We start from the raw sequence: 26287 nt of genomic DNA on the forward strand, positions 1-26287 counted from the left end.
TGTCTATAATATTAATCAACGGCCGTTAAATATACAACAGGTGTTCAATATTGAAGGTAAGGGAGCATATAACAATGGACAACATTCAAAATAAAGTAGTTATTATTACGGGAGCCTCCAGTGGAATAGGAGAAGCTACAGCGAAATTGTTGGCCCAAAGTGGGGCAAAGGTGGTATTGGCTGCAAGAAGAGAGGAACGTCTGCATATGATTGTGAATGAAATTAAACAGGCGGGAGGTGAAGCTGTTTCTATAAAAGCAGACGTCGTTTCTACTGATGATATGCAGAATTTGGCTAAGTTTGCATTGGGTGCGTATGGCCGAATTGATGTACTGGTGAACAATGCAGGGGTCATGCCAAGTTCCAGGATGAATGAATTACGAGTAGACGAATGGGATCACATGATTGATGTGAATATTAAGGGCGTTTTGTACGGTATCGCCGCGGTATTACCTATCATGCGTGAGCAGCACTCCGGTCATATCATCAACCTATCCTCAACTTCTGGGTACCAGGTGTCCCCAACATCAGCCGTATATGCGGCCACAAAGTTTGCCGTTAGAGCCATTTCCGAAGGAATTCGTCTGGAAGAATCAGCGACTTCGGGGATTAGATCTACTTTGATTGCACCAGGTCTGACGAAGACCGAACTTTTTGACAGCATTACCAGCCCGGAAGTGCAAGCGATAGCCAATCAAATAAGCGGCTTAGGGATTTCTCCCAGCAGTATTGCTAGGGCCATTGCGTTTGCCATTAATGAACCCGATGACACACTAATCAGCGAAATTATGGTTAGACCAACCGCGTTGACTTAAATATAAGTAAATTGTAATATAATTGAAATATTATATTCATCTGGCATTAATGTATTAGGACTATAATTGAACTCGACCCCCTTTTTAAATATATAAACTTAGACCCTCAGCCCGTTGCTGTGGGTCACTTTTTTGTCTGTCAATTAGTAGGGTCCGGTGCCCTTCGCAACTTGGCCCCCCGGGGGGCCCCGCCAGCTTTGATTTCAACGCCGCCCGCCAAATCACGAACGGTGAATGCGGAACGCCGAACCCCGACCGGCGCCCCCCCCCCCGACCCCCCGACCCCCCGACCCCCCGAACCCCTTCCATCCCCGCCGCCCAACACACCTCGACTCTCCACATATTTGAGTAGTAAGTAATAAGGACAGTAATGTAGAGTGATGCGTAATTAAATAGTAGTTAGGATAAGGAGAAGAATGTGGGAAAAGTGGAGTGATGTGAAGTAGGAGGAGTATGTGGAGTAATGGTGTAGCGAGGTAGCAAAGCCAGTAAATGATAGTCCGATAGAGTAAGGTTGTTAATTTACTAAGAACTCGCCATTTCAAGCTCTCTCCCTCTTGTCAAACATGCAAAAGAGCACTTTTCGAATGGGTCCCCACCTTCGTTATTGGAAATTGATGCAAATAGGCATCAATTCAGAGTGATTTCAGGAGATTATCATGAAATACGTAAAAAAGGTTGCCTATTTGCACGTATTTACCAATCTCAAGCATAAACTAGCCGCAAAGGTTGTATTATTGCATTTCTGCGTGAGAGGCCCAACCCCAAACACAAACCAACTTAGAAATAACTGGATTTAATCCAGCTATTTCGCGACTTTTTCAACGAAATCATCGTTTAGATGGATTTTATGTAGTTACTTTTCTTTGTTTAACCCAAAAGAGGTTAACACGGATGGAATTACCTACATTTTTTCCAGTTAATTTTAAATTTCCAACTAATTTCTCAAAAATAACTGTAGTTTCTACAGCTAATCCCAAACGCGCGTCTAGCTATGACCCGTTTAACCCCTTTTCAATTAAATGGAAAGCATTTATACTGAATCTACTGATAATCATTATCAATGATGACCGTGAAAGGGGTTAAAGCTGTATATGCTGCCGGTTCAAGGACAGGAATATTCCCTTCTAATGCTTTCATCCATACGCAAACGTCGTTTCCACAAACGAAACACGCTGCATAAAAAAAATATCCCAGGCGATATGCTCTTCGTTGTAACACAAGGCAAGGGCATCCTTTGCATCGATAATCAGGCTATACCGATCAAACCGAATCAGACTTTTTATTTAGTTGGAAATAAGCCTATTGAAGTGATGCTGGAGTCGGACTTTATCGAGTTCTACGTCCTAGTGATAAGACGCGTGACATTTTCCAAGAAGAAGGGAACTTGGCATTGTGCCAATGCGGTATCCGATCCCTCACTCTTTCAGACGGGCAAGCTGCAGTTAAAACAAGGGAAGCCGCATCTCGAGGGCATAGCACAGCTCTATGAAGAATGCCGATCCAAGTCAGTTAAGGATCCAAGTATTCAACTCAAATTTCAAAGTCTTATCCAAGAAATACCGGGGGAAGTGCCGGAACCGATTGAACTTGAGGATGCGTCCAAAGGAATTGATCAAAGCATCACGTATATGTACAAGCATTTTACTAGCAAAATCAAACTAGAAACATTGTCGGACATCGCAGGATTGACGCCAACGTCCTACTCAAGAAGCTTCAAAAAAACGAAGAAGATGTCACCAGTTGAATATTTAAATCACATTCGTATAGATGCTTCGAAAGAACTCTTACTACTGCACGAGCCTTCCATCAAGGACATTTCAACAGCTGTTGGTTTCGGGAATGAGTTTTATTTTAGCCGAATGTTTAAGAATAGCTTTGGCATCTCACCAACGATGTATGTGAAAAGGAAACAATTGAAGGTAGCTGTCGCATCATGTTTTCGATTTCAGGATTGTTTGCGAGATCTTGGCGTGGAGGACAGCTATGAATTGAATGGCTATCGACATTTGGAGTTAGGCATCGAGGAGAATAAACGGCAAATTGAAGTTCAACTAGCAGAGATGCGCAGCTATCGACCAGAGTTAATCATTGCAGATTATAGGCATCTGCCGATGTATAACCAGTTAAAGCTTATTGCACCAACGGTTATGGTAGATTTTTCAATGGACTGGCGTGCGTATTATGTGAGGATTGCTGAATTGGTTGGACGGGAAAAAGAAGCACAACAAACGTTCAGTCAACTAGATCTTCGCGTGAAGTTTACGAGGGAAGCGTTGATGGACACCATCGGACTCCAAAGTGTGTCAGTCATTCGATTATATAGTGAGAAAATTCGCGTGCACGGCATGATCGATCACCCGCTAAGCCACTTATTATATACAGAGCTTGGGTTAAAGCCAGGGAGTTGTGTGCCATTGAACGAGAGAACGAAGGAGTATGCGGTAGAAATCATGCCGTCGTTCGATACGGATTTCCTCCTGATTGATAAACGACTTACCTCGCAAGAAGAGGCTAATCTGTACAATAGCATGTTTAAGGGAACCTCTTGGGATGCGATGAAAGCTGTACAGAACAACCAGGTTCGCGTAATTTCGAATTGGATCAGTATGAGCTGGGCACCTAGCGGCCAAAACCAAATTTTAGATGATTTACTGCAATGGCATGCCTGAAAGAATACGAATGGAAGAATATGAACGAAAGAATACCGCACTCGTGGTTGTCCTAATTGTGGTGACGTAGCATATGTACGACACTTGCTCATTATACATGGGGTAGGAGAACATCAAGGTGAGGAGAGTGCGTGAATTGTCAAATGAGTTCGTGATGCGTTCATTGGATGAGATCCGGTTCTGGTCGCGTATTATGAAGGAGCATTCCTTGTTTCTCAAACTGGGTTTTCGATGTGAGGATACGACATTAATCCAAGAAGCGAATCATTATTATCATATGTTTGAACATATCGAGGGTCGATCACATGCTTATAACGAGTTGACAGATCCCGAACAAATTCGACGCTTCAATACCGAAGTATCTTCGGCTGCTGCACATATTTGGGCGTTCAAAAGAAAAGTTCTCGGACTCATTATCCAATGCAAACTGCCTGGTGGTAACAACTTTCCGTTGTTAGTCGACCATACGAGCCGTGAGGCAAACTATTTTCGAAATCGGTTACATGAATTAAACACAGGGCGATTAGAGCCTTTACCGGACGCGATTATAGATGAAAATATATTCTTCTTGCGCATCATGGCGGATCACGCCAAGTTCATTGGTCACCTGCTGGACCCATCCGAGCGTCAGTTAGTGGAACAAGCAAGGAATTTTAGTCATGATTTTGACCAACTTCTCTTTCAAGCTATTGATTTAAGCGGGATGCGGCCGCAGTCCCAAACGAATCCGCTGTTGGATCAGTTCCTTGACCAGAATCGTGTCTCTGTCGTTGCCCTGCGTGATTTCAAAAAGACAGCCCGTGATTTAATTGAGGCCTGCAAAATTAAGAGTATTATCCATCCCTTGCTTGCGGATCACGTGTTCCGTGAGGCGGAACGCTTCCTAGCCATCATTGATATGTTCGAGCAGTGCTTAACGGGCAATTCAATTATGGGGATGCGGGAGGAGCATGTGGGTCATTAAATAAGATGGATATTTTAATTCCGATAAAACTTATAGGGATATAACAAATTATCATTGACGAAGTTTCATCCGAAGTGGTACTCTAGAAATGTGACCACCGTATGAACGGAGACGCTATTCTCTTTTGGGAGAAAAGTGTCTTTTTTTTTATTAAAAAGGGAGTTGAATGGAATGAGCCAACCGTTGTTGAAACTCGAGCATGTGAACAAAACTTTTCAGTCCAGTAAAGGGTCAGTTCAAGCCTTGCACAATATTCAGCTGCAAGTGAAAGAAGGAGAATTTATTACAGTCATAGGACCCAGCGGCTGCGGCAAAAGCACGCTGCTCAAGATCATTGCTGGACTGGATGTTACGCATACCGGCGAGGTTCAACTAGGCGGTCAGGTGATACAAGGGCCGGGCATTGACAAGGGCTTCATTTTCCAAGAGCCAAGGTTGTTCCCGTGGTTGAATGTCGAGAAGAATATTGCTGCTGACCTTTCGCTGAGAGATCCTGAAGTTCGGAAGAAAGTCGATGAACTGATTAAACTCGTTCGCTTGGAAGGCTTTCAGAAGTCGTTTCCGAAAGAGCTTTCTGGCGGAATGGCTCAACGTGTAGCCATAGCGAGAGCTCTGCTCCGTAATCCGAAAGTGCTGCTGCTTGACGAGCCGTTCGGTGCACTAGATGCTTTTACCCGAACGCACATGCAGGAAGTGTTGATTGATATTTGGCAAAAAAATAAAACAACGATGATTTTCGTCACGCATGATATTGATGAAGCCATCTATTTAGCCAATCGAGTCGTGATCCTCAAACCGCGCCCTGGCGCCATCAGGAACATTGTGCCTATCGATCTGCCGATCCCGAGAAAGAAGACGACGACGTCTTTTCAGGAGCTGCGGCTTAAGGTGCTTAGTGAATTCGAGAAAATTGAAGAGCTAGAATTAATAGATAGTTCCGGTATTTAAGGAGAAAGGGGGATCTCTATGAGCCAACAAGGACAATTGGTAGGTGTTGATCAACAGAGATACAAGCAACGATTAAATCGCGTGCTTCTTGGCGCTTTGGTACCAATATTCGTACTGCTTTCTTGGCAAATTCTTGGCCACCTGGGTGTGATTTCATCCTTGCTATTTCCAACGCCGCTTCGCATTATAAACGCGGGCATTCAACTCATTCAAACAGGAGAGCTCTATGACAATATTAGAGTGAGTGTCGTCCGAGCACTATCAGGTTTCTTGTTAGGCGGATCTTTGGGCCTTGCCTTCGGGATTCTCGTTGGTTTATTCCGTAGAACGGAGAAAGCGCTAGATCCTACGGTCCAGATGCTTCGCATGGTGCCTCACTTGGCGATCGCGCCTTTGTTTATTTTATGGTTTGGTATTGGCGAAACAGCCAAAGTTCTTCTCATTGCCAAAGGCGCTTTTTTTCCACTTTATATCAATGCTTTCTTGGGTATCCGAGGCGTGGATAACAAGCTTTTCGATGTGACACGTGTGCTAGGGTTTAGCAAATGGAAACAAATCATCCGGTTAACAATTCCCGGAGCGCTGCCTCATATTTTATTAGGCGTTCGTATCTCATTAGGTGTGTCTTGGCTTGGACTTGTTGTGGCTGAATTAATGGGATCGACCGCAGGGATCGGGTATATGATGTCGGATGCACGGCAATTCTCCAAAACACCCGTTGTGTTCGTTGGGATTCTCATATTTGCCGTTTTCGGTATCGTCGCGGACTCCGCTGTGAGGCTGCTTGAACGTAAATGGCTTAGCTGGCAAGACAGCTACAAAGGGCAATAATCACTACAAAGATTACCGCACAAAGTTAAGGGGGAGAAGGTATGAGCAATCGTGTCGAGGCGCTAAGCCAAGCTACGCAAGGAATCGGCAAATCGAAGGGGCAGAAGTTAGAGCTTGTTCGGATCAAATGGTTGTGGGAGAGAGTGAACGATTTCGTCATCGGCGCGATCGTACCCGTATTACTCCTTGTTATTTGGCAAGTATCTGGGGATTTGGGGCTGTTTTCGCCATCATTTTTACCCACACCGTTACAAATTGCTGCGGAATTTCGCTCACTCATCGCTTCGGGTGAGTTGACCCAGCATTTATCAATTTCTTTACAACGCGCCGTCATCGGCTTTTTAATTGGTGGATCTATTGGGCTGTTTTTCGGATTTATCGTTGGTTTTGTTCAAAAGCTGGAGTTCATGCTCGATCCTTCGTTTCAAATGCTGCGCATGATTCCTCATCTCGCGATTGCACCGTTAATCATACTTTGGTTTGGTTTCGGTGAGGTGTCGAAAATCGTGATCATTGCGAATGGTGCCTTTTTTCCAATGTATATCTACACCTTTCTCGGTATTCGAAATGTGGATCACAAATTATTCGAGGTCGCTAAAGTATTGAATTTCAGCAAGTCGAAGCAAATTTTCCGCTTAATCCTCCCTGCCGCCCTGCCTGGCATTCTTTTAGGCTTACGTTTATCTGTGGCTATTTCTTGGCTGGGTCTCGTCGTAGCTGAGCTTATTGGTTCGCAGGAAGGGATTGGCTTTCTCATTAACTATGGCAAACAAAATTCAAGCGCTGAGCTTATTTTCGTTGGGGTTATCATTTTTGCGGTAATCGGGAAACTGGTAGATTCACTTGTACGTTGGCTAGAAAGAAGATGGCTGAGCTGGCGTGACAGCTTCCAGGGCTAGGATACATCAAGGAGGGGTAGCGATGAGCTCGGGCAAAATTACGAAATTAGTAGCCGATGTCTTAGTCATCGGTGGAGGTCCCGCTGGGGCTTGGGCAGCTTGGAGCGCAGCCCAGCAGCATGCGAAGGTCATCCTCGTAGACAAAGGATTCCTAGGATCCAGCGGAGCTACCGCACCAGGAGGTACGAATTTGTTGTACCTGCCGCCAGATCCTGAGCTGAGAGAGAAGGCAGTCCAGCAGCGGTACAAGGAAAGTGGGTATTTGGCAGAGCCTGCCTGGATTCACCGTGTGCTTGATCAAGTGTATGAAAGCTTGCTGCTCGTGGAGAAGTGGGGTTATCCGTTTCGCCGTGATGAGCAGGGTATTCCATTAAGGGATCACTTACAGGGACCGGAGTACATGAAGCTAATGCGTCGTCAGGTCAGTCGGGCAGGTGTGAAGATCCTTGATCAATCGCCAGCCTTAGAGCTGCTCGTCGATGAGCATGGGGTTGGTGGTGCCCGAGGTATTTCACGCTTAGATGATTCGGAATGGGAAATCCAAGCGAATGCCGTCGTGATTGCAACAGGCGGATGTGCTTTTTTAAGTAAAGGTTTAGGGTGTAATGTCCTTACTGGAGAGGGAACTCTGATGGCGACGGAGCTCGGAGCTGAGCTTTCCGGCATGGAATTCACGCGTCAGTATGCGCCTAGCGCAGCCTTCGGCACGGTGACCCGTGGTCGATTGCTGAACTGGGCTACCTATACCTCGGAAGATGGCACGGTGCTGCAAGGTGGTGGTCCGAGAGCAGGGGATTTTCTGCCTAAAATGCTAAGCAAAGGCCCAGTCTACGCGGTTCTTAACCACGCGGACACGGAAGAAAAGCAGCAGATCCTGCGCAAATCGCACGCGATTTTCTTCGTGCCGCTGGACCGCGCAGGCATAGATCCCTTCACCGAGCGGTTCCCGCTCACGCTTCGCTACGAGGGAACCGTCCGTGGGACGGGCGGCATCCGCCTTACCGATGAGAGCTGCGCCTCAACGGTTCCGGGTCTTTATGCCGCTGGTGATGCAGCCACCCGTGAACGCGTTACGGGTGCCAAGTCAGGCGGAGGCGCGTTCAACGCCTCCTGGGCGATTTCCTCCGGCACATGGGCCGGTGCCGGAGCTGCGAAGCATGCGCTGACGCTGAGGCGCAGCGCAAGAGATCTGCGACCAGCAGGCCGCTACGGCCTGGTCGACCCTGATGCAGCCCCCGATCGCATCCTTGATGCGGGGGGCTTGGTCGAGGCCGTCCAGCGGGAGGTCTTCCCGCTGGACATCAATTATTTCCGCAGTGAGCCCGTGATCCGTCAATCGCTGGCGCGATTGGACGGTCTGTGGGCGAGCTTGCGGGGAGCGGCCGTGCACCCGACGGTGCAGGGTCGGGTTCGGGCGCGTGAGGTCGCGGCGATGATCGCGACGGCGAGATGGATGTACACCGCTGCGCTTGCACGCAAGGAGACGCGGGGCTTGCATTCGCTTGAGGAGTATCCGGAAACAGACCCTGCGCAGCAGTACCGCCTGATTGTCTCTGGCATTGAGGAGATTGAGCTGCGCAAAGAGCTGGCGGCGGATCGGGAGGTTGCGGCACGATGATTGAATTCGTAAGTACGCAGCGGTGTGTGGGTTGCACGCTTTGTGTGAAGGTGTGTCCGACCAACGTGTTTGATAAAGGGATGGATGGCATTCCGAGCATCGCAAGGCAGGAAGATTGCCAGACTTGTTTTATTTGTGAAGCGTATTGCCCCGTGGATGCTTTGTATGTATCTCCGTATGACTCCCCTTTGGAGGAAGTGCCGACAGAAGAGGAGTTGATTGAAGCCAATCTGCTGGGCAGCTGGCGAGAAACACTCGGCTGGGGCAAGGGGCGAACAACGTTGGCGGAGCTGGACACAACCCCGTTTATCGATCGCATTTTACCTTCAAGACGATAGGTTGATATTAATAAATAGTGTTGACGGCATTGAAATACGGTGCTACTATGTGTTTAATCTTAGTAAACAACTTGGTTTTGTCGTGATACAAATGCATATCCTGTCCAACCGTACACACGGAGGCGTTCCTACATAAAAGGGATGCCTCTTTTTATTTTCATTTTAGAGGAGGTCATGTAGATGGCAAAGGTTTTGGAAGAGAATGATTTGCGTCTAGTTGCGGATGTTTTGGTAATTGGTGGAGGACCAGCGGGGACCTGGGCGGCCTTAACGGCTGCAACGAAAGGCTCTAAGGTAGTTTTGGTGGACAAAGGCTATTGCGGAACAAGCGGAGCAACAGCACCATCAGGTACGGGAGTTTGGTACGTTAAACCTGAAGAAAAGTTGCGAGAAGAAGCAAGAGCGAGTCGCTATTTGTTGGGTGGCAAGCTGGCGGAGATTCCTTGGATGAACCGAGTGCTCGATCAGACTTATGAAAATATGAATAAGCTAGGTTCCTTAGGGTATCCGTTTCCGAAGGATGATATCGGCGATCCGTATAAACGCGGTTTGCAGGGGCCTGAATATATGAAGCTGATGCGCAAATTGGTTCAAAAAGCAGGTGTGAAAATCCTCGATCACAGTCCTGTGCTCGAATTGCTTGCCGATGAGAATGGCGTTGGCGGTGCAACTGGTGTGAGAACGCAGAGCGGGGAGACTTGGACGGTACGTGCAGGAGCGGTGGTAATCGCGACAGGCGGTTGTGCATTTTTGAGCAAAGCATTAGGTACGAACGTGTTAACAGGGGATGGTTATCTATTGGCTGCTGAAGCCGGTGCTGACTTCTCCGGGATGGAATTCTCGAATGCCTACGCAATCTGCCCAACCTTCTCTTCCGTAACCAAAACAGCTTACTACCGATATGCCTCCTTCTACTACGAAGATGGTTCCATTGTAGAAGGCGCAGGGTCACAACGTGGCCGCTCAATCATTGCACGCAATTTGTTGCAAGGCCGTCAGGTATACGCCAGCTTGGATCAAGCGCCGGAAGAGATTCGTCCCTTGCTGCGTGTGAATCAAACGAATTTCTTCTTGCCTTTTGATCGACTTGGCATCGATCCATTCAAAGATAAGTTCCCTGTTACCCTTCGCTTAGAAGGCACGGTGCGTGGAACAGGCGGTATTCGGATCGTGGATGAGCAATGTTCAACGATTGTTCCAGGCTTATATGCGGCTGGCGATGCGGCGACGCGTGAGCTGATTTGTGGAGGTTTCACAGGCGGTGGCAGCCATAATGCGGCTTGGGCGATGTCTTCTGGTTCATTTGCAGGAGAAGGTGCTGCGAAATTTGCTAAGGATCTTGGAGATAAAGCAGATAATCGTACACTTAAAAGCGTCTCAACGACAACTTTCACGAAGTCGGGATCGGGTCAGATTTTAAGCAAAACAGGCGAAGCCATTCAAGCGGTACAAGAGGAAGTCACGCCGTATGATCGCAATTTGTTCCGTACTCAGAAAGGGTTGGAAGGCTCAATCACTCGTCTGGATGGACTTTGGAACGATTTGCGTGAACGCGTGACGACGCTAGATATCGCAGGTGTTCGTCATCGTGAGGCAGCGGCTATGACAGCAACAGCTCGCCTTATGTACAACACGGCACGCGAGCGTACTGAAACGAGAGGCATGCACAAGCGGGAAGATTTCCCTGAAATTGATGCAGCGCAAGGGTACCGATTAATTAGCGGAGGGCTGGATAAGGTCTGGACGCAAAAGGCTGAAGTAAACAAGGAGGCTGTTACACCATGATTGAGCTAGTCAGCGAGTCCAAATGCGTAGAATGTAACCTCTGTGTGTCAGTATGTCCAACGAATGTATTCGATCGCGTGGAAAATGGGATTCCTGTCATTGCTCGGCAAAGCGACTGCCAAACCTGCTTCATGTGCGAGCTGTATTGCCCAGCGGATGCGCTGTATGTGGCGCCTGATGCTGAAGGACCTTCGTTAGTCAGCGAGGAAATCCTCGATGAGCAGGGATTATTTGGCGGTTATCGTGAGAAAGTCGGCTGGGGTAAAGGTCGTAAGCCAGTTGCTGAGCATCCATATATGTATGAATTATCGAAAATAACTTCCATCGGGTAAGGCAGTAGGTACCCGTTGTGTGGCTAACTTGAAAGGAGAATGAAACATGATAGAGAGACAGAAGCATATTAAAAGGGGATTCGGACTTTTCCGTACCACGCATTTGGTTATAATTTTAACAGCCATGGTCGCTTTCTTAGCGGCCTGCGGCAATTCCGATGGAGGCGCCAAGACAGCTGGTGCTAGTGCAGCAGCGACAAGTGGCGGAGCCGCCAAGGTACAACCACCAGCAGTGATCAATTACGGATACATTGGCACGAACAAGTTGAATTTTCCAGGTGGCGCAGAGGGTTGGGGCTTATATAAAGGGATTATCCAAGAGGAGCTCAAAAAATACGGCATCACCGAGGTTAAGCCAGTAGCTTTCCCGAACGGACCTGACCAAAGTGAGTCGTTGATCAGCGGCAGATTGGATTTCGGCAGCTTGGGCGATACGCCAGCGATACTTGCTCGTTCGACTGGAGCGAAGACGAGAGCGATTACCCAGAACTCAACAGACAATATAGGTTATTTGATTGGTAAAAAAGGTGGACCAACTACGATTGCTGATTTGAAAGGTAAAACGATCGCAATTCAAAAAGGCTCCTTCATGCATCGCTATATTGCCGGCCTCGTGAAGGAACAGAATGTGCCCGACGTGAAGTTCATCCATATGCTGCGTCCTGATGGTGAAGCAGCGTTGTCTCGTGGCGAAGTGGACGCGATGACGAACAGTGCGATCTTCGCTTTGAAACAAATTGAAAATGGATTCCCATTAATTGATGATGCCACCAAGCATCCGAATTTAATTGGCGGCAGCATTACGGTTGTCTCTGAGGATTACCTGAAGAAATTCCCTGATTTCCCGAAGGTGTGGAATGCAGCTAGGGAGAAAGCGCTCAAGGATTTACAATCCAAACCGGATGAATATTACCAATTTTTATCTCAGTTAAATGGGTTCACACCGGAATTAAACAAGAAGGTTACACCAATAGAGACGATTAAAGAGGTTAATTTTAAGGATGATGGTGTGAAGCTGCTTGATGGAACGAAGAAATTCTTGGTTGAAGAGAAGTTGGCCGAGAAGGATTTTGATCTGAATCAGTGGTTACTTAAATAAAGGCGACACGCCTATTCGGAAAGGGAATGATGACATGACTGTATCCTCACAAGTAGTTGATCAAGCTGTTTTAACTCCAGAAGTGGAGGCCCATCGTAAAGCGGATTATCCTGTTCATTCGCTGTTTCTGAATCGTTGGTCGTCGCGTGCTTTTGAAGAGAAGGAAGTAACGAAAGAGACTTTGTATACGATTCTGGAGGCTGCTCGCTGGGCACCTTCCAGCTCGAACCTGCAGCCGTGGCGATTCATAGTCGCCCACACAGAAGAGCAGAAACAGAAGTTTCAATCGTTTATTAAGCCGAACAATCAATTGTGGACGGAGCACGCTCCTGTTCTGTTGCTGATCCTGTCTAACAAGTTCCGTCAGGATGGTGAACCTAGTGGTGCGCATGCGTTTGATGCGGGTGCGGCTTGGGCATCCATTGCTTTCCAAGCTCACTTGTTAGGTCTGGCTACGCGTGCTGTTGGCGGCTATGAGAGAGAAAAGGCACGTGAAGTACTTCAAATTCCGGCGGAGTATGAGCTTCATGCCGTGATTGCTTTAGGTTACCGTGGAGCACGTGAAACGTTGGCAGAAGACTTTCAACAGCGTGAGCTGCCGAATGGACGACGTGCATTGAGCGAAAGTATCATCGAAGGCTCTTTCTAGTTCGATGGACTCGTGGAACCGGCAGTTTGCAGCGTTGCTCTCTGTACAATTGCTTGTATCGACCGCGCACGGCATGTTCGTTCCCCTCTTGCCCAGCTTTCTTCAGGATGTTGGGCAAGTAAGGGGGGATTCGCTTTACATATGGTCAGGCGCTATATTCTCGGCCAATTTCATGATTATGATGCTCCTCATGCCCTTCCTTGGGCGTATCGGAGATCGCTACGGGCGTAAGCCTGTGATGCTATGGTCTGGATTCGGGATGACCATCGTTACGGCTTGCATGTCACTTGCCACCGAGCCTTGGCAGTTGGCGCTGCTGCGATTGGCACAGGGCTGCTTCACTGGCATCCTGCCATTCACCATGGTGCTGATCTTGATTGGAGCTGCCAAGAATAAGGTTGGCGTTTCGGCTGGCACCATGCAAATGATGGGCGAGACCGGATCGCTAGTCGGACCACTGATCGCTTCCTCTTTACTTACATTTTACTCGGTACGAGGCGCGTATCCAGCTATGAGTGTGTGCATTTTGCTTGCGACCGTCAGCGTCCTTTGCTTTGTCAAAGAAGGACCACGTGCACCTGTTGTTTCTAAAAGTGAACGGAGCACATTGCTATCGGACTGGAAGATCATCTGGAGGATGAAGCCGCTCCCCTCGCTGCTGCTTAGTGCCCTATGCATTAATTTCGCATTAGTCGGGACGAATCCGATTATCCCTTACTACTTGCGGCAAGCCACGCATACGCTCACCTTTTTCAACGATCAATGGCTGCTCGGCATCACCTTATCGGCGACCTCACTTGCCGTTATCGTATTCTCCCCATTGCTGGGCATGCTCTCCGATCGCGTAGGACCTTTACTGTTGCTCAAAATAGCGACCAGCACCGCATTTCTCCTCTGCATCGTGCAAGCTGTGACGCATCTGTATCCGCTCATCCTTGCGTGTCGTTTCACGCTCGGTCTGTGCGTAGCAGGGATGATGCCCAACATTCAAGCCCAGGTGCGAGGCTTAGTTCGCAAGGGGATGGAAGGGCAGACCTTCGCCATGGTGAACTCATGGATGTTCCTTGGCTGCCTAACGGGACCGCTTCTCGGTGGCGTTATCGTCGCTCATTTCGGCATTCGTGGCTGGTTCATTACCGCTATGCTCGTCTTTGGCGTAAGTTGCTGGCAAGCTTTTCATATTGGAAGCTACCAATCACGGAAGAGGGAGTTGGAAGTGACTCAAGCCGGCCAGCGTGCGACCACAGTGGGTTGATTGGTAATAGAACCTGTTCTGGAACTGCTATCCAGACTAACGAACCCTTTAGGGGGTTCGTTTTTGCGTTTCTTTAAAGGAGACTATTGTAGATACAACAGAATCGACAGCCTCCCAGTAGTTCGAAGTACATTCGAAAGGGATCGAGGATGCGCTATTTTTACGAAAATGGCTACATTCAAGCAGAGGGGGAACGTGGATGCCTTATTCCCGAGAAACAAAGGGAAAACACACCTTAATTGGGTGAATAGCGAACTGACGTTCCTCTCGTGATGCAATTAGCCGATAAAATGATCCAATAGTGCACGCACGTTCCCCTTCATCTCAATTTAGCATGTCTAATTCCAATTAGCGCCCCAAGTCCCACGTCAGCTGCATACAGTTCCTCTCCCACCCAGCACCCGCCAACGCCTCCCCTTTTACTTTCCCTCCAAGGCATGATAATTTTATAAGTTAGAAGCAGAGCATTTTGAATTTAATGTTTCGTCCCCTTTGATAAGATGATGACAAGAACAACAATAGAGTATTGAGAGGGGCAATAATCGTATGAAAAAGCTCAGTCAAACAGTCGTAAGCGCTCTCGTAGTTGGTGGCTTGTTGGCGGGATGTTCTTCCCAAAGTGATAATGGAGGCACAGCAAGCACATCTTCGTCATCCGTACCAAGCCAAACAGACACAGCCGTGAAAAAAGAAGAAAAAGTAAAACTTACATTTTGGAGAAACTCGGGGAATGATACAGAGAATGCAGCTTATGACAAGTTAGTAGCCTCTTTTATGCAAAAGTATCCGAATATTTCCGTGGAAATGACACCGATCCCATACTCGGATTATGATACGAAATTGCGTGTATCCATCGCTTCCGGAAGTCCACCTGACATCATGGCCCTTGATGCGCCAACCGTTGGTTCGTATGCGAACGCGGGAGCTCTTAAACCTTTAACTGCCTACTTCAAAGCAGACGGCAATATGGAGGATGTTCCGAAATCAACACTTGCGACCTACACGTATCAAAATGAAATCTACATGGCACCGCTAACCGAGTCTTCGATTGCGATGTTCTATAACAAGAAGCTATTCCAAGCGAAAGGCATTCCGCTTCCTTCCAAAAACCCCGATGAACCGTGGACATGGGATCAAGTTTTGGATGCTGCCAAGAAAGTGAACGATCCAGCGAAGGGGATCTTTGGTATCGATCCTGCGCAGGGCTTTGGTAACGCGGGAGGTACAGCTTACTTCAAGTATCCAATTATATGGCAGCTGGGTGGCGAGATCATGAGCCCAGATGGTAAAACGTCCAAAGGCTACCTAGATTCACCGCAAACGAAAAAAGCCGTACAGTTCTTCTCCGATTTGTATAACAAAGATAAAGTATCTGCATTGGAGTACCCACCGGATCCGTTCCCGAACGGCAAGCTGGCCATTACGATTGATGGCTCGTGGTCCTTGGCTAATTTGAAGGAGAAATTCCCTAATTTCAAGTTGGGCGAAGACTATGATATTGCGCCATTGCCAAAAGGAACAGCGCAAGCGGTAGCTAACGGCAGCTGGGCACTCGGCATTTCAGGGAAAAGCAAGCATCCAGATGAAGCTTGGAAGTTTATCAACTGGGTAACGGGTGAAGAAGGTCAGAAAACGTATGCAGGTATGACGAAAGATATCCCATCCCGTTATTCTTCTGCGAAGGCGTTCCCAGAGCTGAATGAATATCCGAAGAACATCTTCGTTATTCAGAATCAGAAGTACGGCAGACCACGTCCAATCACGCCGATCTTCCCGCAAATGTCAGATGCTGTGAACAAAATGTTTGAGGATGTCACGATCGGCAAAAGGAACATTGATGCGTCTATCGCAGAGGCCGTTACGACAATTGATAAAGCGTACGCAGATGTCCTAGCACAGCAGAAGAAGTAAGCAGTTCCAGATAAGTGAGACGAATCATTTCGATGATCGTCTCTTTGTCGTTGTTTCGTCAGACGGCCGAGAGGTATGATATAAAGAATCAGACATAACGGGGGGATATCATGTTTTTCTCATTGCGGAGCCGATTAATGGCGGTTTTCTCGGTTCTACTGCTTCTCCCTTTTGCCACTTTGGCCTATATCCTTAGTGAGGAAGCGGCCAAGTCAATCAAGTCGTCGATCGAAGCTTCAACCTCTCAAACGATCGAGCAGTTTGCCTCGCATGTGGGGACGCTGTTGACACAAGTGGAGGATACAGGCAATCAGGTAATGAGCTCCCGAGTTACACAGGACTGGCTGACCGTTCATTTGAACCCAGATAGCACCATTCAGGAACGAGTGCTCACGAAGCAACGATTGCGGGAGTATTTCTCCTCCTATGGGGTGAACAACTCCAGCGGTATTTCCATTAGTGCGTTCGCCGAAGATGCAGGCGGTGTGTGGACGCAAGACAGAACCTACAAGAACAGCGCGTGGTTTCAGGATTTTATTCATGAAAACAAGCGTTGGACGACCGCACACAAGGATGTCGATCAGTCGGATGATTTTATGAGAGCTCGATCGATTAATAGCTTCCTTTTCCCACTCGTTCAATTACAATCGCTAAAAAATATGGGCTTCATCAAAGTGAATTATCCAACAACCCTGCTTCGCAATGCCATTGAAAAGATTCATGTGGGGAAGACAGGGAAGGTTGTTTTGCTGACGCATGACGGCAACAGTGTGCTGGATCAGAATCTGTCTGAAGACAAGGACATGCTAGGGAAGGGGCTTCAGCAGATTGATGCACGTTATGACGGGGAAGCTAGTGGCATTTTCCCAATGGAGGCGAAAGGAGAGACGAATCTGCTCTTTTTCCGCAAGCTGCCTGCTCAGAATTGGACGATTATCGGGAGTGTGCCTGAGGCTGAATTGTATGAAAAAATCACACACATTCGCCAAACGATGCTTGTCGTTAGTATTTTGTTGCTAATCGTTGCGATATTGGCAGCCTTTTGGCTGTCTGCAGGCATTACCAAGCCGCTGAGTGCGATGGGGAGAGCAATGAAACATGTAGAGCGCGGGGAGTTTCAGCAGGCGCTGCACATGATGCCGAAGGTTGGCCAGGGCCATAGTGAAGTGAACTATGTGACAAGGGTTTTCGAGCAGATGACCCATCGGCTGCGCTATTTAATCGAGACCGAGTTCGAGACGAACCTGCGTAGGAAAAATGCCGAGTACAAAGCACTGCTGCTGCAGATCAATCCGCACTTTTATAATAATACGCTTGAAATCATTAGTGGTCTGGCGGCGATGAAGCGGGAAGACCTTGTGATGGATGCCACGGAATCTTTGGGCAAAATGATGAGATACTCGCTTAACCTGGGTAGTGATTTGGTTCGAGTAGGGGAAGAAATGGCGTATATCCGGGATTATTTGTTCATCCTTCATTTGAGGCATGAAGAGCGATTGCAAATTGTGATCGAAGAAGATCCCGAGGCAGCCCATTTCTTGATCGCCAAATTCATCATTCAACCTCTGGTCGAAAATGCGGTGAAGTATAGTTTAGAGAAGGATGGCGTTGCGCGGGTTACCCTAAGGACGAAGCTGCAAGAGAATAAATTGCTGATCTCCGTGAAGGATAATGGCATTGGCATGTCTCCGGAATTGGTTCAAAATCTGCGGGAAGAGATCAAGATGGGTGATCCTGTGGCAATCCTTAGTACCGAGGGGCAGAGTATAGGGCTTCGCAATGTGTTATCCCGCTGTCGATTGAATTATGGTGAGCAATTTCATTTAGAGCTGCATGCCAAGCTTGGTGAGGGGACGGAAATCAACCTGATCCTGCCGCTGATAAGGAGCTGACAACCGAGATGTACAGAATCATGTTGATTGATGATGAGGTCGGCGTTCGAAATAGCATTAAAGCCAAAATCGATTGGACATCCGCCGGGTACGAGATTGCGCAGGAAGCGGCTAATGGTCTGGAAGCGCTGCAACTTCTGGAGGCACATCCGTTGCCGGACGTTGTAATTACAGACGTTCGCATGCCGCAAATGGATGGGATTTCCTTCGTTAGCGCATGCAAGGAAAAGTACCCCGCGCTTCGTATTATTGTGCTCTCTGGCTACTCGGATTTTGAATATATGAAGGCTGCTATTCAGCTTGGGGTGAAAGATTATCTGCTCAAACCTGTGGTTCGCAGTGAGCTGACCGCACTTCTTGGCAAGCTAGCCGCGGAATTGGAAGAAGATCGCAATCGCTTGCGGGAGCAAGATCAAGAGGAAATCAAAAACCATCAACAGCTTGTGCTGATGCAAGAGCAGCTTCTTTGGCAACTGGTGAAGGACGAATGGTTCAGCATATCCACCATGAAGGAGCGGATGGAGCAGTTACAGTTATCAACGTTAGCAAGTGACGATGTTCATGCTCAATTTGTAACCGTAGAGATGCGTATTCCCCCAGGACGTTTGGACGATTGGAGTGAGCGGAAAGACTTGCTGTACTTAGCTTTTCAGATGTTGTGCCGGGAGTCCGCCGAGAAATGGGAGCACATCTATCCGTTCTACGCGATGAGTCACCCTGCGATGATACATTTTGTCATTCGGATTCAAAATGCCCAGCATGACCGCTTCTTGGCTGACTTCGTACGCAAGCTGAAGCGGGATATCCAAAGCTACCTCAAAGTAGATAGTGTGCTCGGTATTGGCGAGCCTATCCATGGTTTGAGGCAGCTGAAGGACGGCTACGCATCAAGTATGCTCGCCTGGAGTCAGGGCACGATTCATTCCGATAAAGCTGAGCCGGACCGAAATGTGCTCGCCATGACGCATAGCTTTTCACCAGAGGTGGAGAGAAAGCTGATGCAAACCATCGAAAATCTCGATATGCCTGCTTTTACCAAGCAGCTGCACGCTATTTTCGCTTTGGATCGAGATACGCCGATGTTTGTGTTCACCTTTTTGACCTTACGCATAATTCTCTTGTTTAACGCCATTGCGAAGAAATTTGAGCTAGGGGATGCGTCCCTACAGAGCTATCTCTGGAACTGCCAGATGAGCGTGAGAGATTACTCCTCTCGGGAGCAAGTGCTCGATCAGCTGCACGACATGGCCAGACTAGTTATGGAAGAAGTGAGGAAAACCAGGTTCTCCAGCGGTCAGCAAATGATGGAAGCCATTCGCAATTATGTGAATGAGAACTTTTCCTATGAGCTTACGCTGGCCTCTTTGGCCGAGATGTTTCATATTAATGAAACGTACTTATCTGGTTTGTTTAAGATGAGTGTGGGCGTGACTTTTAGTGACTACGTCACGAGGTTGCGTTTGAGTCGGGCTGCGGATTTGCTCCAAGAAAGTGAGCTTAAGCTAACGGATATTGCTACGTTGGTGGGGTACTCTAGTTCGAGCTATTTTAGTACGGCTTTTAAGAAGTTCTACGGGAAAGGTCCGAAGGAGTATCGGGAGGAATTACGAGTTAGTGATTAGTAAAAAGCCCTCAAAGCCATGTAAGTGTATGGCTTTGGGGGCTTTTTGTTGTCTGGCTAAGTCAAGAGCTGCTTGCACAAAAATAACAGGAAAACATACAGGTAATTCCGCGGGAATCCTTGATTTTATAAAAGTAACTGTAAAAAATACAGTTAGTTTCAAGTAATTGTTCCAAAACAGCCAGAAAACACTAAAATTACCTACTTATTTTCCAGTTAATCTATAGATTCCAGCTGAAATCAGAAAAATAACGGGAGGTTTTCCAGTTAGTGATCGGGGGTGTGCCAAGCCGTCTAAAAAACAGCGCTAACAGGGGGGAGCGAGGACGGGGCACGTCTCTGCAAATCATTTTAAAAGCAAACTCCCAATGATATTGAAATCTTTCTATTCGCTGACTCGGTACAATAACGATACATCATAATAGACAGCGAATAGAGGGAGGTACCATGCGGAAGAAATTTGGATTATGGGTGGCGGGTAGCGTTGTGATCATACTTCTGGGTTGGGGGGGGACGGCTTTGGTAGCAGGTGATAACAAATCGACGGACTCAGCGGAAGAATCGGCTTTCTCTTACGCGAAGGATCCGACTTATTATACGGAAAAGTTTCGCCCACAGTATCACTTATCACCGGAATCAGGCAATCTAAGTGACCCGAATGGCATGGTCTATTTTGAAGGAGAGTATCATCAATTCTATCAAAATAGCGGCCAATGGGGTCACGCGGTTAGTCGCGATTTAATCCATTGGGAGCATCTGCCGGTCGCGCTAGCTAGGGATTCGCTCGGTGAAATTTGGTCAGGCAGCGCGGTTGTGGATGCGAAGGATACGAGTGGCTTTTTTGGCGGCAAGGCGGGTCTAGTCGCGATTTTTACGCATTTCAAAGGCGGCCTGCAATCGCAAAGTATTGCATTTAGCACAGATAAAGGCCGTACCTGGACCAAATATGAAGGAAATCCAGTGATTCCGAATCCGAGTTTGAAGGATTTCCGAGATCCCAAAGTGATCTGGCACGAGCCGACGAAATCCTGGGTGATGGTGGTGTCTGTAGATAATCGTGTTCAATTCTACAGATCACCTGACCTCAAAGCATGGAAGCTCGCAAGTGAGTTTGGAAGCGATCAGGGCTCGCATGCGGCGGTTTGGGAATGTCCGGACTTGTTTGAGCTGCCTGTAGAGGGGGCCAAAACGAAAAAATGGGTGTTAGCCGTCAGCATCGGTAGCAACAACACGACCAAAGGCTCCACGGCTCAATACTTCGTTGGCACGTTCGACGGTCACACGTTCAAGAACGACAATCCGGCTTCCGATGTCTTGTGGACGGATTACGGGAAGGATTTCTATGCAGCAGTATCCTACTCGGACATTCCGGCAAAGGATGGCCGACGAATCTGGCTAGGCTGGATGTCGAACTGGCGCTATCCGTTTGCGATGCCGACAGGAGCTTGGAAGGGGAATATGTCTATCCCGCGTGAGCTGCGGTTGAGGAATATTCCTGATCAAGGCATACGCTTGATTCAGGAGCCGATCAACGAATTACAGACGCTGCGGGGCAACGAAGTAATGGTGAATAAGCAGCAATTAGCGGAAGGAGTTAATCCGTTTGATCCTATAAAAGGTACATCTTATGAGCTGATCTCGGAGCTTACAGTTCTGCCGAAAAGCAAGTTCGAATTCCAGCTCCGCAAAGGAACGGATCAAGCAACGAAAGTTACCTATGATGCTGAGACGGAAAAGCTAACGATAGACAGAACCCAATCGGGTATCACCTCATTCGAGAAAGGCTTTGCCGAACAAGTATCGGCCCCGCTGAAACTGAAGAACGGCAAGCTCAAGCTTCAATTTTTCGTGGATGAGGCTAGTTTGGAGGTATTTGCTAATGATGGCGAGGCTGTTGTTTCTAGCCTGATCTTCCCTGATCCCACGAGCAATCGACTGGATCTGACTGCGTTAGAGGGCACTGTCACGCTGGAAAAAGCGCAGTTTTATCCGATGGGGACGGTTTGGCGTAAGGAAGATGTGAACGGTACAACGCCACAGAGAGTAGTGCTGAACAATACTACGTTTGATGTAGCGGTGAACAGCAGCCAACTTATCGCAGCATCCGTTAATCCACTGAGTGCACCACAGGAGCTGAAGTGGACATCTAGCGATGAAGGAATCGCGTCTGTTTCAGTGAATAACGGAGGGGCAACGGTGCGTGGTATTAAGACTGGCCAGGCTGAAATCAAGGCGACTAGCCAGGATGGGACTGTCATGTCGAGTCTCCAAGTGTATGTTTATGATGGCAAATGACAGATGTGAATGGAGAGGTGAGCTATGGCTACTGTTGAAACGATGAAAACAGTGAAATCGGTTAGTTCAAGCAATAAAAAATCACAAAGCTTTCGCAAGCATGAGCAAGCTACGGCCTTCTGGTTTATTTTCCCGGCAATAGCCTTGCTGCTTGTGTTCGTATTCTATCCTATGTTGCAAGCTTTTCTAATCAGTTTCAAGAACTATTCCTTAGTCGGCGCCGGTGATGTGTTCGTCGGCATGGACAATTATGTGCATCTTATGAAGGATCGTGCCTTCTTTAATAGCTTGAAGCATTCGTTTTATTTCGCACTGATTGTGATTCCGATTCAGACGAGCATCGCACTAGGCCTTGCCCTGTTAATTCAGAAGAAAACCGCGACAGCCGGGCTGTTCCGAACGCTTTATTTTATCCCGGTTATTATCTCGACAGCGGTGGCGGCTACGGTTTTTAAGCTCATTTATAACAAGGAATTTGGCCTCCTGAACAGTGTGCTCAAAGCGCTGCATATGCCGGTTACAAGCTTCCTATCTGATCCGAAAACAGCGATGAACGGCATTATTGTACTCGGAATTTGGAAGGGTGCCGGTTTTTTCATGATTATTTTCCTAGCAGGCTTGAACAATATCTCACCCGATCTCTATGAAGCAGCCAGAGTGGATGGCGCATCACGGATTGGACAGTTTTTCAAAATCACACTTCCATTATTGAATCGGACGATGTCCTTTGTGGTCATCATGACGACAATCGATGCGATCAAGCTCTCGGGCTTAGTTTTCGTATTAACCAATGGTGGACCCAATAGCTCAACGGAAACGGTTGTTTTCTATATTTATAAACAAGCTTTCACGCAAATGCGGATGGGGTACGCGACGGCGGCGGCTTTTGTGCTTTTCGCGATTGTATTGACCATTTCACTAATCCAAATGAAGCTTTTTAACAAAGACACAGACTAACAACGAGGAGGGATTCGCAGTGAAGAGGCTAACAAACGTCGTAACGATGATCGTCATGATCGTAATTGCTCTGATTTCTGTCGCTCCTATCCTATGGATGGTTAGTGGCGCTTTTCGACCCTATCAGGAGCTTTTCAAATATACATCATTGAATATTCATTTAATAGTTCCCGTAGAATGGACATGGAAGAACTTCCACAATGTCATTTTTAATACACGAAATCCGTTCTTGCGCTATATCTGGAATACATGGCTCGTAGCTACCATCGTAACGATACTGGTGCTGATTATTAATTCGATGGCGGCGTTTGCGTTTGCGAAGCTTCGATTTCCATTTAAAACGGTTGTATTTGCCTTATTTATGTCTGCGATGATCATCCCAGGTGAAGTAACACTAGTACCTAACTATTTGTTGATGCATGATTTGGGCTGGCTCAATTCTTATAAAGCACTTATTATTCCTTCGATGTTGTCCGTGTTCGGCATCTTTATGCTGCGGCAATTTTTCGCGGAAGTTCCGAACGAAATGATGGAGGCTGCACGGATTGATGGAGCGACATTGCCGCGCACTTTTGTAACGATTGTGCTGCCAGCCGCCGTGCCGGCGCTAATTACGCTCGGACTGATGACTTTCCTAGGAAACTGGGACTCCTATCTATGGCCGCTTATTGTGATCAATGATCAGAAAATGCAGATGATCCAAGTCGGGATCTCTACGTTTTCCTCGAATGAGGGGACAGATTGGTCGAAGGTTTTGGCGGCGAATACGTTATCTACGGTGCCAATTCTCCTGCTTTTTCTATTTTTGCAGCGTTACTATATTCAGGGGATTACGATGTCGGGTATTAAGGGTTAAATGGTTTAGGCTAAAAAGAAAGGAGCAGATGGCATGAACTACGATGTAGTTGCGCTTGGGGAATACTTAATTGATTTTACACCTTATGGTCGATCCGAAGCGGGACAGACGTTGTTTGAGCGCAACCCAGGCGGAGCACCGGTAAATGTGGCAGCTGCGCTGGCGAAGCTCGGCAAGAATACGGGGTTCATCGGGAAAGTGGGCAGCGATCCATTCGGTGCGTATTTACGAGAAACTTTGCTCGATGTGGGCGTGTCAGATCGTGGGCTAGTCGAGACGGACGAGGCGCATACGACGATGGCTTTCGTCCAGCTGGATGCAGATGGAGATAGATCGTTTCATTTTGCAAGGCATCCTGGCGCTGACCAACTGTTGAGAGCGGATGAGTTGAATCTTGCCATGCTGGAGGAGACTCGTATTTTCCATTTTGGCTCGATTTCAATGACCACAGAGCCTGCTTATACGGCTACTTTAAACGCTGTTCACCTTGCGAAGGATAGGGGTGCTCTTATTTCCTATGACCCGAATTGGCGTCCTTCCTTGTGGCGAGATGAGGAGCACGCACGAGAAGTAATTCGCGTTGGCCTAAGCCTCGCAGATGTGGTAAAAGTTTCCGAAGAGGAGCTTGTCTTCTTGACGGCTGAGCAGGATTTAGAAAAGGCAGCGAGAAAACTAGTTGAACAGTATGGAATTACTTTGCTTTTGGTCACGGCAGGAGGAGCGGGTTCTTTCTATCAGATGAAGGAGTGGTGGGGCAAGGTAGAGAGCTTCCCCGTTCTTACGCTTGATACGACTGGTGCTGGGGATGCGTTTTTCGGGGCATTGTTATATGAAGTGTTGGAGCAGGGAAAGGCGTTGCAGTTGTGGGAAGAAGAGGAGCTTCAGCTCGCATTGCGCTTTGCGAATGCGGCGGGAGCTGTGGCGACGACTCGGAAAGGTGCGATTCCGTCGCTTGGAACAATGGAGGAAATTCAAGCGTTGATACGAGATGGAGCTAGGGAGGATGTTCTAGGATGAGTCAGCGGACAGAAAGCGAAAAGAATCAGCTCCACATGGAACGCGTGGAACAAGCAAATCAAGCATTGGGGCAAGCCGTCAAGTTAATCGCGGAGGATGGATATAGGCTTGGTTATCATCTTATGCCTCCAGCGGGCTGGATGAATGATCCGAATGGGCTTATTTATTGGAATGAAGAGTATCATGTGTTTTATCAGCATTATCCCTATGAGTCGAAATGGGGCCCGATGCATTGGGGGCATGCCAAAAGTAAGGATTTGGTGCACTGGGAGCACTTGCCTATCGCGTTGGCGCCTTCCGAAGATTATGATAGCGGGGAAACAGGTGGTTATGGCTGCTGGTCGGGCAGTGCAGTTGATAATAACGGCGTTCTGACATTGGTTTATACGGGGCATGTAGATGGACGTACGCCGGTGGAGGTTCAGTGCCTCGCGACCAGCAGAGATGGGGTTGCTTTTAGCAAATCAGGGGCAAATCCTATTATTGGTGACGCACCGGAGGAGGGTGGGTTCGGCTTCCGCGATCCGAAGGTTTGGCAGGATGACGGTCAGTGGTACATGGTCGTCGGTTATGGTAAGGATGGCTTGGGCAAAGCGCTGATGTACACGTCTTCTGATTTGCTCACATGGCGTTATTTGGGTGTTGCAGCAGAGAGTGACGGCACCATGGGAGATATGTGGGAGTGTCCTGATTTATTTCCACTCGGTGCTGGGGATGATCATGTGCTTATTATTTCCCCGATGAACATGGGGTCTACAAAGACGATGTACCTCACCGGCAAATTAAACTATGAGATAGGCAATTTCGACTACCGTTATGCAGAACGGTTGGATTATGGGTTCGATTTCTATGCGCCACAAACGTTGGTGGACGGACAGGGAAGGCGCATCCTGCTGGGATGGATGAACATATGGGGCGCTCAAATGCCGGAGCAAGTAGATGGCTGGATGGGGGCTTTTACTTTGCCGCGCGAATTGACGCTAGCAGAGGATGGCACGTTGCGGATGCAGCCTGTGGCGGAACTGGCGGCGCTGCGGAAGGGCAGGGAGTTCATCGATCGACAGGTGATACCTGCGGAATCGATTGTTTCATTGCCAGCTATTCAAGGCGATCAGCTAGAACTGATTGCCGTGTTTAACACAAAGGAATCTAACGGGGAAGCCGTGTTTGGACTTCTCATTCGTTGTTCAGAGGATGGATCTGAATACACGGAAGTCTCGTACTCCGTAGCGGAGCATACACTCCGCGTTGATCGTACATGCGCCGGTGCAGGTGAAGCCGGTGTGAGCGAAGCTCAGGTGGAACCGATGGAGGATGGGAGCATCAAGCTTCATCTGTTCGTGGATCAAACTTCGTTGGAGCTGTTCGCGAATAACGGAGTGAAAACGATAACGAATCGGATTTATCCGAGTGGTGACAGTCTAGGTGTTAGGCTTTTTGCAAGGCATGGTGAAGCTTGTTTAGAAAGTTTGGACGCATGGAAAGTGTCATTGTAGATACAACAGAATAACCAATTTTAAACAAGCGAGCATT

The 26287-nt window shown here is 47.9% G+C and carries 21 protein-coding genes; all 21 read left to right on the forward strand.

Annotated elements, in window-relative coordinates:
* Nucleotides 1-74 precede the first annotated feature (74 nt).
* The 21 genes from HQN88_RS20230 to HQN88_RS20330 all read left to right on the forward strand — a co-directional run bounded on the left by HQN88_RS20230 (nucleotide 75) and on the right by HQN88_RS20330 (nucleotide 26250).
* A complete protein-coding gene (locus tag HQN88_RS20230) occupies nucleotides 75-815 on the forward strand; it encodes an SDR family oxidoreductase (protein WP_173115886.1) in 741 nt (246 codons plus the stop codon).
* A 1094-nt stretch (nucleotides 816-1909) separates the two neighbouring features.
* A complete protein-coding gene (locus tag HQN88_RS20235) occupies nucleotides 1910-3487 on the forward strand; it encodes a helix-turn-helix domain-containing protein (protein ID WP_173115888.1) in 1578 nt (525 codons plus the stop codon).
* A gap of 154 nt (nucleotides 3488-3641) precedes the next feature.
* The gene (locus tag HQN88_RS20240; RefSeq protein WP_173116015.1) at nucleotides 3642-4451 is read left to right on the forward strand and encodes a DUF2935 domain-containing protein; all 810 of its coding nucleotides are present in this window, start codon (nucleotides 3642-3644) and stop codon (nucleotides 4449-4451) included.
* A gap of 171 nt (nucleotides 4452-4622) precedes the next feature.
* Complete coding sequence (locus tag HQN88_RS20245; RefSeq protein WP_056623312.1) at nucleotides 4623-5399, forward strand: ABC transporter ATP-binding protein; 777 nt, start codon at nucleotides 4623-4625, stop codon at nucleotides 5397-5399.
* Between the two features lie 18 nt (nucleotides 5400-5417).
* Nucleotides 5418-6230 (forward strand): ABC transporter permease, encoded by an 813-nt coding sequence (locus HQN88_RS20250; RefSeq protein ID WP_173115890.1) that lies wholly within the window; start codon nucleotides 5418-5420, stop codon nucleotides 6228-6230.
* Between the two features lie 41 nt (nucleotides 6231-6271).
* Nucleotides 6272-7129 (forward strand): ABC transporter permease, encoded by an 858-nt coding sequence (locus tag HQN88_RS20255; protein WP_173115892.1) that lies wholly within the window; start codon nucleotides 6272-6274, stop codon nucleotides 7127-7129.
* A gap of 22 nt (nucleotides 7130-7151) precedes the next feature.
* On the forward strand, nucleotides 7152-8747 hold the full coding sequence (locus HQN88_RS20260) for an FAD-dependent oxidoreductase (RefSeq protein WP_173116017.1): 1596 nt from the start codon (nucleotides 7152-7154) through the stop codon (nucleotides 8745-8747).
* Nucleotides 8744-9085: a 4Fe-4S dicluster domain-containing protein gene (locus tag HQN88_RS20265; protein WP_173115894.1), complete on the forward strand. Its 342-nt coding sequence runs from the start codon at nucleotides 8744-8746 to the stop codon at nucleotides 9083-9085. The genes HQN88_RS20260 and HQN88_RS20265 overlap by 4 nt, the downstream gene beginning before the upstream one ends.
* Before the next feature lie 180 nt (nucleotides 9086-9265).
* Complete coding sequence (locus HQN88_RS20270; protein WP_173115896.1) at nucleotides 9266-10870, forward strand: FAD-dependent oxidoreductase; 1605 nt, start codon at nucleotides 9266-9268, stop codon at nucleotides 10868-10870.
* Complete coding sequence (locus tag HQN88_RS20275; protein WP_173115897.1) at nucleotides 10867-11202, forward strand: 4Fe-4S dicluster domain-containing protein; 336 nt, start codon at nucleotides 10867-10869, stop codon at nucleotides 11200-11202. The genes HQN88_RS20270 and HQN88_RS20275 overlap by 4 nt, the downstream gene beginning before the upstream one ends.
* A gap of 46 nt (nucleotides 11203-11248) precedes the next feature.
* On the forward strand, nucleotides 11249-12301 hold the full coding sequence (locus HQN88_RS20280; protein ID WP_246320353.1) for an ABC transporter substrate-binding protein: 1053 nt from the start codon (nucleotides 11249-11251) through the stop codon (nucleotides 12299-12301).
* A 34-nt stretch (nucleotides 12302-12335) separates the two neighbouring features.
* Nucleotides 12336-12950: a nitroreductase family protein gene (locus HQN88_RS20285; protein ID WP_173115899.1), complete on the forward strand. Its 615-nt coding sequence runs from the start codon at nucleotides 12336-12338 to the stop codon at nucleotides 12948-12950.
* A gap of 4 nt (nucleotides 12951-12954) precedes the next feature.
* On the forward strand, nucleotides 12955-14205 hold the full coding sequence (locus HQN88_RS20290; protein WP_173115901.1) for an MFS transporter: 1251 nt from the start codon (nucleotides 12955-12957) through the stop codon (nucleotides 14203-14205).
* 546 nt (nucleotides 14206-14751) lie between these two features.
* Nucleotides 14752-16116 (forward strand): ABC transporter substrate-binding protein, encoded by a 1365-nt coding sequence (locus HQN88_RS20295; RefSeq protein ID WP_173115903.1) that lies wholly within the window; start codon nucleotides 14752-14754, stop codon nucleotides 16114-16116.
* Nucleotides 16117-16226: 110 nt separating this feature from the next.
* Nucleotides 16227-18008 carry a cache domain-containing sensor histidine kinase gene (locus tag HQN88_RS20300; RefSeq protein WP_173115905.1) on the forward strand — a complete coding sequence of 594 codons (1782 nt, stop codon included), beginning with the start codon at nucleotides 16227-16229 and terminating at the stop codon, nucleotides 18006-18008.
* 8 nt (nucleotides 18009-18016) lie between these two features.
* A complete protein-coding gene (locus tag HQN88_RS20305; protein WP_173115907.1) occupies nucleotides 18017-19630 on the forward strand; it encodes a response regulator transcription factor in 1614 nt (537 codons plus the stop codon).
* Nucleotides 19631-20076: 446 nt separating this feature from the next.
* Nucleotides 20077-21924, forward strand: coding sequence for a GH32 C-terminal domain-containing protein (locus tag HQN88_RS20310; protein WP_173115909.1), 1848 nt, complete (start codon nucleotides 20077-20079; stop codon nucleotides 21922-21924).
* Between the two features lie 24 nt (nucleotides 21925-21948).
* The gene (locus HQN88_RS20315; RefSeq protein ID WP_236290680.1) at nucleotides 21949-22881 is read left to right on the forward strand and encodes a carbohydrate ABC transporter permease; all 933 of its coding nucleotides are present in this window, start codon (nucleotides 21949-21951) and stop codon (nucleotides 22879-22881) included.
* Nucleotides 22882-22900: 19 nt separating this feature from the next.
* Complete coding sequence (locus tag HQN88_RS20320; protein ID WP_274319255.1) at nucleotides 22901-23737, forward strand: carbohydrate ABC transporter permease; 837 nt, start codon at nucleotides 22901-22903, stop codon at nucleotides 23735-23737.
* A 33-nt stretch (nucleotides 23738-23770) separates the two neighbouring features.
* Complete coding sequence (locus HQN88_RS20325; protein ID WP_173115911.1) at nucleotides 23771-24754, forward strand: PfkB family carbohydrate kinase; 984 nt, start codon at nucleotides 23771-23773, stop codon at nucleotides 24752-24754.
* Nucleotides 24751-26250 carry a glycoside hydrolase family 32 protein gene (locus HQN88_RS20330; protein ID WP_173115913.1) on the forward strand — a complete coding sequence of 500 codons (1500 nt, stop codon included), beginning with the start codon at nucleotides 24751-24753 and terminating at the stop codon, nucleotides 26248-26250. The genes HQN88_RS20325 and HQN88_RS20330 overlap by 4 nt, the downstream gene beginning before the upstream one ends.
* Nucleotides 26251-26287 lie beyond the last annotated feature (37 nt).

Origin of the sequence: Paenibacillus qinlingensis, from assembly GCF_013204845.1 — a bacterium.
Classification (GTDB): domain Bacteria; phylum Bacillota; class Bacilli; order Paenibacillales; family NBRC-103111; genus Paenibacillus_E; species Paenibacillus_E qinlingensis.

What these genes read in the sequence shown, in the direction of transcription:
- HQN88_RS20295 (WP_173115903.1), top strand. Translation starts at nt 14,752, where the DNA reads ATGAAAAAGCTCAGTCAAACAGTCGTAAGCGCTCTCGTAGTTGGTGGC.
- HQN88_RS20275 (WP_173115897.1), top strand. Translation starts at nt 10,867, where the DNA reads ATGATTGAGCTAGTCAGCGAGTCCAAATGCGTAGAATGTAACCTCTGT.
- HQN88_RS20280 (WP_246320353.1), top strand. Translation starts at nt 11,249, where the DNA reads ATGATAGAGAGACAGAAGCATATTAAAAGGGGATTCGGACTTTTCCGT.
- HQN88_RS20230 (WP_173115886.1), top strand. Translation starts at nt 75, where the DNA reads ATGGACAACATTCAAAATAAAGTAGTTATTATTACGGGAGCCTCCAGT.
- HQN88_RS20290 (WP_173115901.1), top strand. Translation starts at nt 12,955, where the DNA reads ATGGACTCGTGGAACCGGCAGTTTGCAGCGTTGCTCTCTGTACAATTG.
- HQN88_RS20325 (WP_173115911.1), top strand. Translation starts at nt 23,771, where the DNA reads ATGAACTACGATGTAGTTGCGCTTGGGGAATACTTAATTGATTTTACA.
- HQN88_RS20250 (WP_173115890.1), top strand. Translation starts at nt 5,418, where the DNA reads ATGAGCCAACAAGGACAATTGGTAGGTGTTGATCAACAGAGATACAAG.
- HQN88_RS20305 (WP_173115907.1), top strand. Translation starts at nt 18,017, where the DNA reads ATGTACAGAATCATGTTGATTGATGATGAGGTCGGCGTTCGAAATAGC.
- HQN88_RS20270 (WP_173115896.1), top strand. Translation starts at nt 9,266, where the DNA reads ATGGCAAAGGTTTTGGAAGAGAATGATTTGCGTCTAGTTGCGGATGTT.
- HQN88_RS20330 (WP_173115913.1), top strand. Translation starts at nt 24,751, where the DNA reads ATGAGTCAGCGGACAGAAAGCGAAAAGAATCAGCTCCACATGGAACGC.
- HQN88_RS20245 (WP_056623312.1), top strand. Translation starts at nt 4,623, where the DNA reads ATGAGCCAACCGTTGTTGAAACTCGAGCATGTGAACAAAACTTTTCAG.
- HQN88_RS20260 (WP_173116017.1), top strand. Translation starts at nt 7,152, where the DNA reads ATGAGCTCGGGCAAAATTACGAAATTAGTAGCCGATGTCTTAGTCATC.
- HQN88_RS20240 (WP_173116015.1), top strand. Translation starts at nt 3,642, where the DNA reads ATGCGTTCATTGGATGAGATCCGGTTCTGGTCGCGTATTATGAAGGAG.
- HQN88_RS20300 (WP_173115905.1), top strand. Translation starts at nt 16,227, where the DNA reads ATGTTTTTCTCATTGCGGAGCCGATTAATGGCGGTTTTCTCGGTTCTA.
- HQN88_RS20285 (WP_173115899.1), top strand. Translation starts at nt 12,336, where the DNA reads ATGACTGTATCCTCACAAGTAGTTGATCAAGCTGTTTTAACTCCAGAA.
- HQN88_RS20235 (WP_173115888.1), top strand. Translation starts at nt 1,910, where the DNA reads ATGCTGCCGGTTCAAGGACAGGAATATTCCCTTCTAATGCTTTCATCC.
- HQN88_RS20265 (WP_173115894.1), top strand. Translation starts at nt 8,744, where the DNA reads ATGATTGAATTCGTAAGTACGCAGCGGTGTGTGGGTTGCACGCTTTGT.
- HQN88_RS20310 (WP_173115909.1), top strand. Translation starts at nt 20,077, where the DNA reads ATGCGGAAGAAATTTGGATTATGGGTGGCGGGTAGCGTTGTGATCATA.
- HQN88_RS20315 (WP_236290680.1), top strand. Translation starts at nt 21,949, where the DNA reads ATGGCTACTGTTGAAACGATGAAAACAGTGAAATCGGTTAGTTCAAGC.
- HQN88_RS20255 (WP_173115892.1), top strand. Translation starts at nt 6,272, where the DNA reads ATGAGCAATCGTGTCGAGGCGCTAAGCCAAGCTACGCAAGGAATCGGC.